Raw genomic sequence first — 15,023 nt, forward strand, 5'->3', positions numbered from 1 at the left:
AGTATATTACTTGTCTTATACGTTGATGAAGCAACCTTTAAAAAGTGCAGTGATGATCTGTTATGAGGGTCGCTTTTGGAAAGTTTTTCGATTTTAGCCTAAGGGTGCAGAGTGAAATATGTGTTTGTGATATCTACAACACAGGAAGTTAGTGCAGAAGCTCAACTCAGTCTAAATCCAAAATAGGGCGAATATTGCACAAACAAATTGATGCTCACATGAAAAAACAACGGTATTTTGATTAAGACACTGTTACATGGTTCCCATAGGTTAGTTTCCGATTACAGCTGAAATTCTCATTTATAAAGATTACCAAAATAACTTGTACCTGAAATGTGTTTTTTGCTAACGTTGCATAGAGGTTGATTAAATTTTGATCTCTTTAAACACATAGAAGGATATTTAAGTGAAAAAAATTATAATATTACTATGTACTTTTTCTGGAAGTGCATTTGCAGTTGGAGTTCCAAGCGGCTGTAAATATGAAGAGAGTACAATACACGAGCTTAATTTACTTGAATTACCAGCTACTATCGAAGCTGGTTGGAACTTGTATCGAGCCCCAAGTTTTTACACGGTCGTAGAATTTCTGAGATCTTTACCCGGTATAAATTCAAGCTCTTCTGCAAAATTATCAGGCCCTACTTATCTTCTACGTAATCAGAGCTACAGATTTAAAACAGATCTAGAGGTAGGTAATCCAAATGACATGCTTCGAGATGTCGCCTACTACAACTCTGAAAGGGGTCGTTTAGGTAATGACCGAAGTAATTGGGACTCAAATTCATACTTTAATCTGGCGTTTAATTCTACATATGGTGCAGGCTTAGTCTGGTCAACAGTGAGTGATGAGTGCTCTGCTAAAGGTGTAATTGTTCAAGATATGCCCAAAATGGAAGCCGTTAAAAATCCGTATGGTGATAAATACGAAGTAAAAATTGATTTTGAATTAGATCAATTCTCTGAAGCTGCTTTGGATCCTAGTGTACCTGTAATTGTTGGTGTTACGACAAAAAGTGATTATTTTAGCGGAGGCACTAAGCGCGTAACCAAAGCAATTTACAATGCGGAGAATCAACTTACTGGAAGTGCTGTGGTAAGAATGAGATTTTCGATGGGTGGTGGACCGTATTATGTGGAAGCATTTATGAATGATGGCAATTATGGTCAGACTAAAAAGCTAGGGATGGTTATGGTACCTGGAGAGCCAACTCGTCCACCTAGCTGCCCGACATGTAATAAAAACTGAGTGAAATGACATCTAAATAATAGTAAATGGCTAGCAATTAGCCATTTACTATTTAAAGTGCTTACATTCTAAATGTAAATCCTGCAAAGATGTAACGACCTAGGATATCGTGGAACCCCGGATAGGTGTTACCATTAGAGAAGGTTGTAGGGCCATCAGGAACGAGCGGTGGCGTGTTGTCAAACACGTTATTGATACCGGCTCTGAATGAGAGGTTTTCAGTTGCGTTCCATGTTGCAGCAATATCAACATAATCTCTTGCACTCAATGGTACTAGTATTGGTGATTTTGATGGGTCAGCCAATTCCGCAGCTGTAGGACGATAGAACTCTTCCACTTCACTCACGTAACGATAGGTCGCTGTAATATTCACATCCCATGGAGTTACCCAAGTTGTTTTAAAGTTATAACGCATATCGGGAACTGGGCTTTCGCATACATTTTTATCCCATTTCCCGGCACACTTATCAACAATCCCACCTGGTGCGTTTTGTGTATCAAACTTCTCCATCCATGTACCAATTAGAGAGAATCTTAAAAGACCCATATCCTCAGGTAACGTGTAACGGTATGATGCATCAAAATCAATACCTGAAGTCTCTACACTACCAATGTTGGTATCTGTAGCGGTTACGGCATCTTCTCCTAACCAAAGCGAACCGGTTTTTTCACCACGGTTTATTAGGCCACAGAGCTCTTCGTTATTGTCTATCGCACATTGCTCTACGATATACTGTACTGGGAAAGGTTGAATGGCGTCGTTAACGGTAATATCAAAGTAATCTACAGCGATATCTAAGCCTTCAACAAACTCAGGAGAGTAAAGAATACCAAATGAATAGGTATCAGACTTCTCAGGCTTGAGGTCTGGGTTTCCTGCTTCAATCGCATTGTATTGCCCCGCTGGATTTGAAGAAACAGAACCATATTGGTCTGCTGTAACACCGGTTCTCATACATTGCTCAAGTGTATAAGCTGGATTAGCTCCCGCACAAGGGTCGTCCCAGTTTACTAGGGCAAGTGAAGACGGTCTCGCCAAGTCTTGAATGTTACCGGCACGCACTGCTCGTTGATAGCTTGTACGTAAACCTAAACTATCGTTAATGCGTATATCAAACGCTGCTTTGTAGGTATCTGTTTGTTTATCTGTTGAGTAATCAGAATAGCGATAAGCGAGTTCTAATGTAATGTAATCCGCAAATGAGCTATCTTCAATTAATGGAATATTTAGCTCAGTAAAGAATTCATTTACATCAAACTGGTCTGAAACGGGTTTTCTTGGTCCACCTTGACCTGCGCCATCGTTAGAAATGAAGTTAATGTCCGGATTAAAATCAATAGCTTCTTTGCGGTGTTCCAGACCCAATACAATACCGACGCCTGTTGAAGTACCAGGCACGACTATGCCATATTCAGTTAAGTCCCCAGTGACGAAACCACTGATTTGTTTTGAACGTGTATCACCGCGAGCAAAGAGTGGAATGGTAAGATAATCAATTTGCTCTTGGGTAATATTTGCTGGGTCGAATATATTCCAAGGGATACAGTCGGGATCGCTACCATCAATAACTGACTCACAGACAATCTTGCCATTGTCATCAGTGGTTGCTTTTAAGGCTCTAACAATTTTACGTTTTGATAGGTCGTTTTGGTAGGTTTGTTCATAAGACACATTTCCGTAGTTAAAGAATGCATCATAAGTCCAGTTATCATCAATTTCGCCTCTCATACCTAATACAAAACGGGTAGAGGTGTGTCGTAAATCATCTTGGCGAGGGCCTCCTTCTACGTTTCGTTTTGCGATAAATGCGCCAGATACAACACCATCGACCGCAGGCCCATTGGCACCGCAAAGGACTTCTCGTTGTTTTGCTGAAAGAAGCGGGTTATCACATTTAATATCGACTTCATTGAAGAAAGAACCAGATGGCGCAATTTGTGCCACGGTACGGTTATCCATGTAGTTCAATTCAGCATAAAAGGTATGTTGATCGGTAAAATTGTAATGGCCAAGCAAACCAAATGTTTTACGCTTGTCCGGACGCTGGAAGTAATTAAGTGGGCCAAAGTTATAGACACTATTACCCGTTGGTACTAGATCATCTCCTGCGACTTTAAAGTCATAGCTAGCTTGGTCTGTGATCCTACCGTCAGGTATTGTGCCAGAGCCTCGACATATTCTTTGCCCTGGAGCTGAACTCGTTCTGCTACGATTGATATTCATTGAGCAGGCACTAAAATCACGGGAGTCCTGACGGATTTCATCAATTTCACGCCAAGTGAGGTAACCTGTAATATTGCCTTTATCGTTAGCTGAGTTGATACCAAAAATCATAGATATATCATGAGTATCACCGTCAGTAACTGAGGAATCAGGAATGTCGAAGCCTGAGGCAGTTAGTGCTCGTTGCATGTCTTTATGGTCATTTTTATGGTTGTAAACGCTTCCTTGATAGTCGACTTCAAAGCCTTCAAAGTCGTCTTTCATAATAAAGTTTACAACACCAGCAACAGCATCAGAGCCGTATGTTGCAGATGAACCACCGGTTAGCACATCTACGCGCTCAACCAAAGAGGCTGGGATTTGGTTTACGTCGGCACCAACACCCTCAATTCCAGCTGGTGAGCCTGAGGGTAATCGGCGGCCGTTGACTAAAACTAGTGTTCTAGAAGGGCCTAAATTTCGAAGGTCAACGGTTGCTGTACCAGTAGCACCGTTTGCTGTACCTGAAGTCTGATCTGCGAATACCGCAGGCATGTTGTTCAATAGGTCTTCAACTCGGGTAATGCCCGCGATTTCTATATCTTCAGCGGTTACACTCGTCACAGGACTCGCGCCAGTCATTGCTGCTCGCTTGATTCGTGTACCGGTTACTTCAATTCGTTCGACAGTATTCGCTGTTGTGGTGCCTGACTGTTCAGCATAAGCGATGCCAGATACACCCACTGTTAGCGTTGAACAGGCAAGTAAAGACAGCCTAATGTTCGCTGATAGGTTTGAAAGTTTCATCTTATTTCCTTATGTATTTTGTTAGCAGAATAGGAAAATTTCCCTGCAGCATAGAACTTACATTGCATTTACATAAACTTCAACACTTAGACTGTAAAGTAGCCAGGAGGAGCCGTGGGGTAGGTTTTTATAGCAAAATTATAAAGATATAAGTTGAAATAACCTATTTTTGAGAAATAAAAAGGGTACCTCAAAGGTACCCAGAATAATTACTATTCAGCAATGAATGCCTCGCCTGATTTGATCCACGCTGCTGGTGGCAACCCTTTCAGGTGGTAATCAAAGTACTCTTTCATGCGAATTGAATAGTCCAACTGATTAGGCAGCTTTTTCAGATGGTGAGGTTCACCTTCGTATTGTAAGAAAATGGCATCTTTATCATGTCTTCTTAGGGCTAAGTAGTATTGGATACCTTCTTGCCAAGGAACCGCCCCATCTTTATCACCAAACATGATCAAAATAGGTGTATTTACCTTATCCGCGTAAAATACCGGAGAGTTCTCTATGTATAATTCAGGCGCCTCCGTTAACGGTTTACCGATACGGCTTTGGCCTGTTTCGTACTGGAACTGTCTTGCAAGACCTGATTCTAAACGGATCCCACTGAAAGCAGAGGTCATATTGGATACTGGTGCGCCAGAGACAACCGCTTTAAACATATCCGTCTGTGTGATCATAAATGCACTTTGGTAACCAGCCCAAGAGTGGCCCTGCAAGCCAATTTTATCTGGATCAGCAACACCTCTATCAATAAGCGCTTGCGCTGCATTGAGCATTGTTTGTGTTGCGGAGCGCCCAGGGTGACCAATTTCAAAACGAATATCAGGCAAGAATATCGCATAACCATTTGAGGTATACATTGGCAGGTTTGGTCTGTGGTTTAGCACCATTTTCGGGAAGTCATACATGCGCTGGCTCATATAGCGGTAGAAGTAAATCACCACAGGCACTTTATCACCAGCTTTATAATCAGCAGGTTTGATTAACACGCCTTGAAGATCTTCGCCATCGTAGCCTTTGTACTTCACAAGTTCAGGTTTTTGGCCCCAAGCAAATGTCTGCTGCTGTGGATTTAAATCTGTGAGCTTTGTCGGGTTATTAAAGCTACTATCTGAGACCCAATAATCAGGAAATTCTTGATAAGACTGTCTTGTGAAAATATAAGTGTCCGCCTCTTTGGCTTTTCTCACTACACTATATTTAGCTTCGCCAGACAAAACAGTTTGCAACTTGTTATCTTGTAGGGAAAGCGTTGCAATATGCGTTTGTTTATTTTCGAGGTTGTGCGCACTTAACAGTAAGGTATCGTCTGGGTTAAAGCTTAGTTTGTCCTTATCTTTATACTCAATTCGGTATTGTGTTTGGGTCTTATAGCCGTCGGTTAGCCGAGTTGCTTTTGCTGTTTTGGTATCAAATGCCCAAATATCATATTTACTGTAGACGTAGAGCGTCGAGCCATTGAGCTGCCAACCAGCAAATCCAAACCCTTTATTTGGTTCTGGCTTATCATGTTTATCATCCGCGAATAGTGCGTTTTTAACCGCTTTGCTTACTGGGGTAAGCTGTTGAGTGGATAGCGACTTCAACCAGACTTGTTCACCGTCGAAATAGGCAGCATGTTTACCGTCAGGCGCGACAGTAGGGCGGTTTGAACTTTCTTTAACGATGAGTTGTTTATCACCATTATCGATATCAACGCTGTAGTAGTCGCGATAAAAGCCTTTGTACATAATTTGCTTTAGGTATGGTGTATCGTCACTGCCCAGCACAAAGTTTGCGTTTGTGTGAAGTGAAATAGAAGGCACCTGAAGGTTTTCAAGCTGTACTACACGCTCGCCATTTACGTGGTAAACCGCTTGATAATGTTGATCTCGGCGGCTTTCGTTCCATGTTTTTATTTCTCTAGTTTTGATTTCAGGATCGGCATTGTGCCAAACCTTTAAGCCTTTTTGTTGGCGAATGGTATCGTAATCAAAAAGCGAGCTTTCATCTGTGTATTTGAGTACTTTGGTTTTTTCTTCAAGCTGTGGACGATTTTCAAAAAACAGTCGTGAGCCGTCTTCAGACCATTTGATTGATGCTGTTTTGCCCGAAAACCAACCGCTTGGGTTGTGGATGTCGGTAATTTTATTGCTTGTTGGAGACCATAATTTGAGCTGGTAGTTGCGACGACGTTTGTCATCGTTGACATAATTACCCAAATAAAAAGCGACTTGTTGTGAGTTAGGTTGCCAAGCAATGTCTCCCAAAGTGACACCAGGCTCATCAATAAGACTCGTGATTTGATTGCTTGCTAAGTCAATAACAGCAACACGGTTTTTACTGCCGTCCTCACTGCGCTGATTGACCAGTATCGCGTTACTATTTGGTGCAACTTTGTATGCTGCGATATTGTCATAGCGAGTACTTTCATTGTGAGAAAGGTTCAGCACTACAAGCGTTAAGGCGTCATCACCCTTATCTGCACTGATTTTGAGTTCATCAGTTTGCTCGTCTGTATTCGCTTTTGCGTCTGACTTTTTGTCGCCTTTTTTTGCATCCTCACGATACACCAGCCACAGGCCATCATCTGAAAGTTGATAATCTTTAACTGAGCTAAAAGTTTGTTGTGCTTTGGTTGTGGTGTTCACCAACACTAAGTTGTTCTTTAGCGTTTTTTTCTTCTTTTTATCTGCAGTTTCTTTTTCAAGTAGGGTAGGGCGTTGGGTAAAACCAACCCATTGAGCGCCTTTATTGATAACTGGATTTGTACCACGGGGAACTGATGCAATCAGTGCTTTATTGTCGAGAGAATACACTTGGCCTTCGCTGTCACCACGGTAAGGCTTTGCACTTAGGCCGAGGAATGTACCTTGTTCGGAGATTACTGTACCTTGTGGGTAACGAAAATCAAAAACGTCTTTAAATTCAAGGCTGGGTTTAGCTGCTAAGCTGCTTACACTAAAAAGTGCCGCACTTAGAAGAGAGAGTTTTAGAGTCATATCTAGAGCATTTTAGTCTTTATTTATTGTGTTTTTATCACTTTTAACAGTGAAACTAAAATGCTCTGCGGTGTGCGGATGTATTTAAGCGGCTAGCCGCAGGTGTTTAAAGCCAGATTTTCTCAAGCTCAACCCACTGTTTATCGAATTGCGCGGTTGGTTTTGCTTTAAAGTCACTTCTTACAAACTGGTTCATCTTACCTTCAACAAAAGCTAAGAATAAGTTAGCCAGTACACTTTCTTCACTCGTGAATGCCTTACCTTCTCGCAGCTTGCGCTCTCTTAAAACTTGTTTGAATTGTGTCTCAAGCTTTTCAAATAAGCTTTGAACTCGTTCACGTAAACGTTCTTGCTCACCTTGTAGTGCATCTCCCGTTAAGATACGTGTGATGCCAGGATTTTTCTCTGCAAAGGCTAGGAGTAGAGTAAGAATGTTGTAGATCCGGTTACGAGTTTCTTTTTCGTTTTCTAGAATTAAATTAATGCGTGACAGCAACGTATCTTCGATGAACTCAATAAGCCCCTCAAACATTCTCGCTTTACTTGGAAAGTGACGATAAAGCGCAGCTTCTGAAACCCCGACTTCAGCAGCGAGTTTAGCTGTGGTGATACGTTGTCCTGGGCTGGTTTCCAACATTTGTGCGAGTGATTGAAGAATTTGCTCTTTGCGATTACTACGTTTTGTCGCTGGCATGAAATTTCCCTTATTTTTCTAATTGTTATATTATTTTTGTCGGGTTTATTAAGCACAGAGAGTGATGCGCAGAAGTGCAAACCCCGACTTGTTTACACATTATCGGGGTATCATGTTAATGTTTTATTCAGTTTCTTTCCAGTCTTTTACATGAAGGTTATTTTATCTTTTCGGCAATAGCTTGCATGACAGTAAGTGCTAACTCTTTTTTGCTAGAGTGAGGGAGTTCAAGTCGGTCTTTTTTCCAATATAGGGTCAATGTGTTGTTATCAGAATTAAAACCACCTGTGCTATCCGACACATCATTCGCACAGATCATATCCAACCCTTTATTGACCAATTTTCCTTGCGCATATTCGGCGACATTCTGCGTCTCAGCGGCAAAGCCAACGGTATAAGGACGAGACTGTTTTAGTGCTGCGACAGTGGCGATAATATCGGGGTTTTTGACCAGTGTAAGTGTGATTTCATCGCCTTGCTTTTTAATCTTTTGCTCGGCAACGGTGGCTGCACGGTAATCAGCGACCGCCGCGCAGCCGATAAAAATATCCGATTGTACGGCATATTCGAGTGCAGCTTGTTGCATCTGCTCAGCACTTTCTACATCAATTCGAGTAATTCCTGTGGGGGTATTCAGTGAAACCGGGCCTGCGATCAGATTTACGCTTGCACCTAAAGCCTTTGCCGCCTCAGCAAGGCTAAAGCCCATTTTTCCTGAACTGTGGTTAGTAATAAAACGCACCGGATCTAATGCTTCGCGCGTCGGTCCTGCGGTGATAGTTACCGTTTTTCCTGCTAATACTTGCTCAGTAGGGCGAAGTGCAGCTAAACACAGTTGCACCAACTCATGGGGTTCCAGCATGCGTCCTGCGCCTACATCTCCGCAGGCTTGCTCGCCTTTACCGGGTCCCCAGATTTGGACATGACGTGAAGCAAGGGTATTGAGGTTTGCTTGAGTCGATAGATGTGCATACATCTGTTGATTCATTGCCGGCGCTACGGCAACAGGCGCGGGCGTTGCGAGCAGTAATGTGGTCAGTAAATCATCCGCAATACCTGCTGCCATTTTGGCGAGGATATTTGAGGTCGCTGGAGCAACCAGCACTAGGTCTGCCCATTTTGCAAATTCGATATGCCCCATTGATGCTTCTGCTTGTGGGTCAAGCAAAGAGTCAGAAACGATTTCACCAGAGACCGCCTGCATTGTCAGTGGCGTGATAAAGTGCTTAGCAGACTCAGTCATCACCACTTTGACATCTATTTGCTGTTCTTTTAGGCGGCGAACGAGTTCTGCGCATTTGTAAGCAGCGATACCACCGCTGATCCCAAGTAAGAGGCGTTTATTTCTTTGCATGTTTGTTTTATACGATCACAGTATCAATAAACTAAAGATATCACAGTCTGTGTTTGCTTTTGAATAATCGTGATCACCCGCTAAGCTTAATTTAGTCAAGGAGACATACAAATATAAGGAATAGTAGGATGCAAATATCAGCCTTACCCAAATCCGCACGACCAAGGGAAAAGTTAATAGAGCAAGGCCCTGAGGCATTATCAAATGCCGAGTTATTGGCTATCTTTTTACGCACTGGGATCAAAGGATTAAATGCCATAGAGCTTGCCGAATCCCTGTTACAAGAACAGCAAACGTTACAGCGTTTATTCAATGCCTCATTAGAAGAGTTTTCAGCGTTAAAAGGCTTAGGCGTTGCCAAATACACCCAGTTACAGGCCGTTTTGGAGTTAAGCCGGCGTTATCTAAAAGAAGAGTGCTTAAGAGAAACGGTATTTCAAAACCCGACAGCGGTACGTGACTATTTGAGTGCTCAACTACGGGGGCTTGGGCATGAAGTGTTTATGGTGCTGTATCTAGACAACCAAAATCGCCTGATAAAAGATGAAGTGTTGTTTCACGGTACAATTAACGCGGCCTCGGTTTATCCAAGAGAAGTAGTAAAGGCGGCACTAAAATACCACTGTGCAGCCGTGATTTTTGCCCATAACCACCCATCGGGTGTAGCAGAGCCCAGCGAAGCGGATAAACTCATCACGAAAAAATTGCAGCAAGGTTTGGCACTGGTTGATATTAATGTACTTGACCATTTAATCGTCGCCGGAAGTCATTGTATTTCGTTTGCCGAACGAGGACTGATTTAAGCTGAGTTGCTGTTTTATCAGGTGGGTTTCGCTTTCTCAAGCTGTCCTTTTGAACTGAGCAAAATGGAATGGAGCTTGATCACTCAGCTTTTACTCGAAGTGTGAGGTAGCTGGTGGAGTGTTGCTGCCCAAATATACGTATAAGCACGAAAATTAAACAGTGAAAATTACGATGTAGAAAGGGCCAAAAAAGAAATTTGCTCGTTAAATCAGCATATTTGTATAAATTTTATAAATTAGTTCAATTTAAATGCAGTTTTTACTTTCCTAGTGGGCTTCGGATCATTATAATTGGCCGCTATCAAATTTACCCATGAGCTGATTTCAGTAGGATCAGATCCTTGATCTCTGCCTGTAGATACTGTATAAAGAGCGCCCTTTGATTTTACCTAGGGCACGCAGTTAAAAGGCCTTTAAGGGAAAATTAAGCTCGAGCGAAGTTATTGGAGATACATAGACATGTCTAAAGTCTGTCAAGTTACAGGTAAGCGCCCAGTGGTTGGTAACCACCGTTCGCACGCGCGCAACGCTACTAAGCGTCGCTTCCTACCTAACCTACAAACACACCGTTTTTGGGTTGAAAGTGAAAAGCGTTTCGTTTCTCTACGCACTACTACTAAAGGTATGCGTATTATCGATAAAAAAGGCATCGACGCGGTATTAGTAGATATCCGTGCTCGCGGCGAAAAAATTTAAGGAGCTTAAATCATGCGTGATAAGATCCGTTTAGTTTCAACTGCTGGTACTGGTTATTTCTACACTACCGACAAGAACAAGCGTAACATGCCTGAAAAAATGGAGATCAAAAAGTTCGACCCTAAGGTTCGTAAACACGTGATCTTCAAAGAAGCGAAAATCAAGTAATTCGTTTCAAGAATCAATAAAAACCCAGCCTCGGCTGGGTTTTTTGTGTTTGTGCTTTAATTTTTTACGGCTAATTGCCAAAGCTCTCCACTTGGTTGCTTCAGCTCACTGAAAACCACATCGCCGTTTTGCAATATATCAAACTGCCCAATAAATCGTTGTGGCGGGGTGAAATACAACTTTTCTTGTTTAGTCTTCAGGTCAAATCGCCAAATACTTTTGTCTTTTTCATAGTAAAGCGCATTATCTCTGAGCCGCCAATTCAGCCAATTTCTCACCGGTACATCCGTCACAACTACAGACTCTTTCCCGTCTTCCAGTTGCCAAATTCCGGGCTGTGTAAACTTGGTAAAATACAACACATTATTAAGCTTGTAGCCGCTGTAGCCACCTTGTGTTGTAAGTTGCTGATGTTGGTTTGTTATTAGATTTAGAGACCATAACTGCCAACTACCAGAGCGTTCACTGCTGTAAATGATTTCATGGTCATCTTGGCTGTAATTGGCAACGTAAGGCTTAAGCTCAGTACCTATAAGTTGTGTTGTTTTTTGACTGTTGATAGCAAACTGGTAAATGGCGTCTTGATATTCAAAAAGTATTTTAGAAGCGTCATTGTTGAGTTGATAACGTTGAAAGTTAAAAATGTGAGGCAAGTGAACTTGAGTGTGTTGTTGTGTTTCAGTGTTGATAGACCATAAAGCGGAACGCGCGCCGTGATCCGAAATATACCAAACTTGCGGCATTTGATTTGCGCGAGGTAAGCGATTCAACGCCTGATTATCAACAAGTGGTGAAAAGGTTTGCTCCGATACGTCGAAAAGGTGAATTAGACTAGTTAACTTATATTGATTAAAGAGCAGGGTCTCATTGTTATCTTGTAATACTAGGCTTTCGATTGGTGCTGTGAGCTTGTGAAGCAGTTTTACTTTGCTCGATTTTATATCAGCGCGATAAATGCTGCTGCCTGCGCTAAAGTAAATAGATTGTCCGCTAGCAGACCAAGTCAGTGCCGTGAGATTATAAGGTAACTTAACGGTGCTCTTAACTGACATGCTTGGGTAATCGTACACCGTCAGCTCGTGCTTATCTTCTCCAAGATAGCGTGCGGCGGCGAGTTGGTCTTTAGTTGTGGATAAGCTAAATAGGTGGTCGCCCCTGAGGTTTCCTGAGATTGGAGGAAGCGTTAACTGGATATGCTGCTTTGTATTCGAGTCGAAACGGTAAAGGCCGTATCCACTATGTATATTTGTGCGTTTTCGATAAATGATTTCGTGCGGATTTGCGCCCCATATTAGTTTAATGTTTTCGATAGGCTGGCAAGAGAATAGCGTCGTGTGCCGTGCCTGCGCGATATCAAATTGTTTTACGGTACAGCCATTATCATCGTCAATATAGGCGATGTGTTTGGCGTCTGAGCTTAAGGCTTGTGTGCTGATGTTGCCAGAAAACAGCTTTCTATTTTGCTTGCTGTGATTGAGCCATAACTCCGATTGCTGAGTGCCGGTAGGATGCAGGTAGCTAAAGCTTTTATATTGAGGCGCGCTACTTAACTGTAGCTCGATACCGCTCTGGCTCGTTAATTTTTGTGGTAGGAGTGGTTCGTTATTTTGCGCTGGCTGCATGAACTGATAGACAATAAACGCACATACGCTGGTAATAAGTAGAGAAACACCCAAAAGTGGCGCGATCCGGGAGCTGGTCTTATTTATTGTAGCCGGAGTATGACTTGTGGCCGCGGGAATCAGTCGATATCCAAGAGTAGGGATAGTCTCTATATACTCAGTTTTACCATCTAATTTATTCATATACTGGCGCAATGTCGACACGGCTTTATTGATTGCACTCTCTGTGACTACGCGACTTTGCCACACTTCTGCAATGAGTTTATCGCGCGAAACAACATTACCATTTGCTGCAATTAAGGTTTGTAGCAATAAGTATGGCTTAGGCTCAAGTCTGATGGAGTCTGTGCTACTCGTCAGCGTTCGATTAACAGTATCAAACCGAATGGCTGCAATCTCATAGCGCATTTATTATCCCTTTGATTATATTGTTTATATTTATTGGTAAGGAATTCCTCACAACGATTTCATGTGAATTCGTCGCGCCCTTTTTCAAAGTATTTAGAGTACATGAAAACAATAAAATAGGAATGGCCAACATGACAAGTCGAATGTTTTTAAAACAGGCGTTAGGTTTAACACTCGCAGCTTTAGTCGCGGGCTGTGGCAGCAGTAGCGACAGCAAAAAGGCGTTAAGCAATGACGATGGAGTGTTAAAGCCCGTAAATGGTCTGGAGGTTCATCAACTCAATGAGCGTTACTATTATATGAAGCCGATTGAAAAGCCACATAAAGCGTACAAGCTGATGTTAGCCTTTCATGGTTCTGGAGGCACTGCTTACGGTATGGCAGGTTTAACCAAGCTACATGAGCAAAGCGATGATTATATTGTTGTTTATCCCAAATCAAAAAACGAAGAGTGGAATGAAGGCTGTGGTTGTAACAAGGCACATCGTTTAGGTGTAGATGACTTAGGCTTTGTTGATCAGATGATTGCAGAAATAAAAGCCAAATATGATGTCATTGACGGTGAAATTTATGCGACCGGCTTTTCTCAAGGCGGGTTATTTGTACAAAACTTATTATGTAACCGCTCGGAGACGTTTAATGCGATAGTAACGGTTGCCGCACCTATGTCCTACCAATTAGGTGATAGCTGTAACTTTTCGACACCTACAAACTACCGAATTATGCACGGTAAAGCAGACTCAGTATTGCCCTATAATGGCAAAAGTCACGCAAATTTTGGGCTACTCTCGTCACCTCAAGCGATTAAAATTATTGCTAATCTAAACTATGAGGCTGCTTTATCTGTTGATGAAGAAATAGCGGAAGGCGTGACGTTAACTCACTATCCTAATCGCAATATTCAAACGCAGCTCATTAGTGTAGGCGGGGCTCGTCATAGTTGGAATTTACCACCTGTTCAAACCACCGAATCGATAATGGCATTTTTTGAGTCGACAAGCCGTTATGTGCTGCCCCAAGGCTCTGATCTTATCGCAGTAAACAACGATTATTACCATGTTCGGCAATTAAAGCAGCATGCAGATAAGCCAACCGTGGTCATGCTCTCGGGTGCGAATATGCATTTTCATAGTGATAGTGCTTGGTTCGCGTTACTACAGCCTTACTTGGCAGACAGTTTCAATGTTTACGTCATTGATAGGCTAGGGCAGGGATTAAGTAGTGTTGATGACACACCTTCCATGAATAAATTTGCACACGACCTCCCTGTACTATTTGAAAAGCTCAATCTCAGTGATGTGCATTTGTTGAGTTACGCAAATAGTAATTCAGTGCCGCTAATTGCGATGCAAAAATCACAGGAGTTTAAGCAAAAGATAGCAAGCATGTTGTGGTTAGACCCAGATATTTTACTGCCACATTCTATTGCTCAGTATCAAGGTTACCCAGTTGATGTTTATCGTCAATACGGACAAGACTTGATTGATCATGTTGCTGCTGGTAATTGGCAAGAAAAGATGGATAGCAAAATAGCTGAAGAGCAGGCGCATATTGAAACACTGCTTGAAGGAAGCGAGTTTGCAGACTACATGGATTGGCAATATTTCAATCACATAATGCAAACCCGCCACAGTGTTGCAGCTCAACTTACTCGAGTACACGAAATGATGAACTACCATGATGACTTGGAGTTAGTAAGAAACTGGCAGCCAGACAGCAGCATTCCTATTTCAGTGATAGATAGTGAGTTTGAAAAACTAGATATCGCCAATGCAGACTCTGAAGAAGCGAAAGCTAATCTCATTAAATGGGAGGCAGAGGGGAGAAAATGGTCTCAAGAAGTTGCTGAAACCAGTGGTGGGCAGTATTTACCAATATCATCAACTGAGCATCTGATCCCATTTACCCACCCTGAGCTTATTAAACAGGCATTGACTGAGCTGTCTAACCGATAACATCTGACATAGCGCTCAGCGCTAATCCCTACTAGTTGATGTTTATCGTCACTTCCCCCAAAGCCCAAATATCCTTATTTGGA

General features: G+C 42.3%; 10 protein-coding genes. 5 read left to right on the forward strand and 5 right to left on the reverse strand.

Annotated elements, in window-relative coordinates; all coding sequences use genetic code 11:
- The first annotated feature begins 406 nt into the window (after positions 1–406).
- Positions 407–1,249, forward strand: coding sequence for a hypothetical protein (locus L1271_RS03380; RefSeq protein ID WP_235366748.1), 843 nt, complete (start codon positions 407–409; stop codon positions 1,247–1,249).
- Between the two features lie 61 nt (positions 1,250–1,310).
- Here L1271_RS03380 and L1271_RS03385 read toward each other — a convergent pair whose 3' ends face one another.
- From L1271_RS03385 to coaBC, 4 genes are all read right to left on the reverse strand, one after another.
- Positions 1,311–4,259, reverse strand: coding sequence for a TonB-dependent receptor plug domain-containing protein (locus L1271_RS03385; RefSeq protein ID WP_010605895.1), 2,949 nt, complete (start codon positions 4,257–4,259; stop codon positions 1,311–1,313).
- Positions 4,260–4,471: 212 nt separating this feature from the next.
- Positions 4,472–7,240 (reverse strand): S9 family peptidase, encoded by a 2,769-nt coding sequence (locus L1271_RS03390; protein ID WP_235366749.1) that lies wholly within the window; start codon positions 7,238–7,240, stop codon positions 4,472–4,474.
- A gap of 106 nt (positions 7,241–7,346) precedes the next feature.
- Positions 7,347–7,934, reverse strand: coding sequence for a nucleoid occlusion factor SlmA (gene slmA, locus L1271_RS03395; RefSeq protein ID WP_010376740.1), 588 nt, complete (start codon positions 7,932–7,934; stop codon positions 7,347–7,349).
- Positions 7,935–8,091: 157 nt separating this feature from the next.
- Entirely contained in the window at positions 8,092–9,288 is a 1,197-nt protein-coding gene (gene coaBC / locus L1271_RS03400; RefSeq protein ID WP_010605892.1) for a bifunctional phosphopantothenoylcysteine decarboxylase/phosphopantothenate--cysteine ligase CoaBC, read from the reverse strand.
- A 128-nt stretch (positions 9,289–9,416) separates the two neighbouring features.
- Between coaBC and radC the strand changes: the two genes are divergently transcribed.
- The 3 genes from radC (at position 9,417) to rpmG (ending at position 10,955) form a co-directional block, all read left to right on the forward strand.
- The gene (gene radC / locus L1271_RS03405; RefSeq protein ID WP_010605891.1) at positions 9,417–10,091 is read left to right on the forward strand and encodes a RadC family protein; all 675 of its coding nucleotides are present in this window, start codon (positions 9,417–9,419) and stop codon (positions 10,089–10,091) included.
- Between the two features lie 459 nt (positions 10,092–10,550).
- The gene (rpmB, locus tag L1271_RS03410; RefSeq protein ID WP_010605890.1) at positions 10,551–10,787 is read left to right on the forward strand and encodes a 50S ribosomal protein L28; all 237 of its coding nucleotides are present in this window, start codon (positions 10,551–10,553) and stop codon (positions 10,785–10,787) included.
- A 12-nt stretch (positions 10,788–10,799) separates the two neighbouring features.
- Positions 10,800–10,955, forward strand: coding sequence for a 50S ribosomal protein L33 (gene rpmG, locus L1271_RS03415; protein ID WP_010364212.1), 156 nt, complete (start codon positions 10,800–10,802; stop codon positions 10,953–10,955).
- A 56-nt stretch (positions 10,956–11,011) separates the two neighbouring features.
- Here the strand turns inward: rpmG and L1271_RS03420 are convergent, their stop codons facing one another.
- The gene (locus tag L1271_RS03420; RefSeq protein WP_235366750.1) at positions 11,012–12,985 is read right to left on the reverse strand and encodes a winged helix-turn-helix domain-containing protein; all 1,974 of its coding nucleotides are present in this window, start codon (positions 12,983–12,985) and stop codon (positions 11,012–11,014) included.
- A gap of 131 nt (positions 12,986–13,116) precedes the next feature.
- On the opposite strand from L1271_RS03420, the gene L1271_RS03425 reads away from it, so the two are divergent.
- Positions 13,117–14,940, forward strand: coding sequence for an alpha/beta hydrolase (locus tag L1271_RS03425; protein ID WP_235366751.1), 1,824 nt, complete (start codon positions 13,117–13,119; stop codon positions 14,938–14,940).
- Positions 14,941–15,023 lie beyond the last annotated feature (83 nt).

It is taken from the genome of Pseudoalteromonas sp. OF5H-5 (assembly GCF_021530695.1).
Classification (GTDB): Bacteria; Pseudomonadota; Gammaproteobacteria; order Enterobacterales; family Alteromonadaceae; genus Pseudoalteromonas.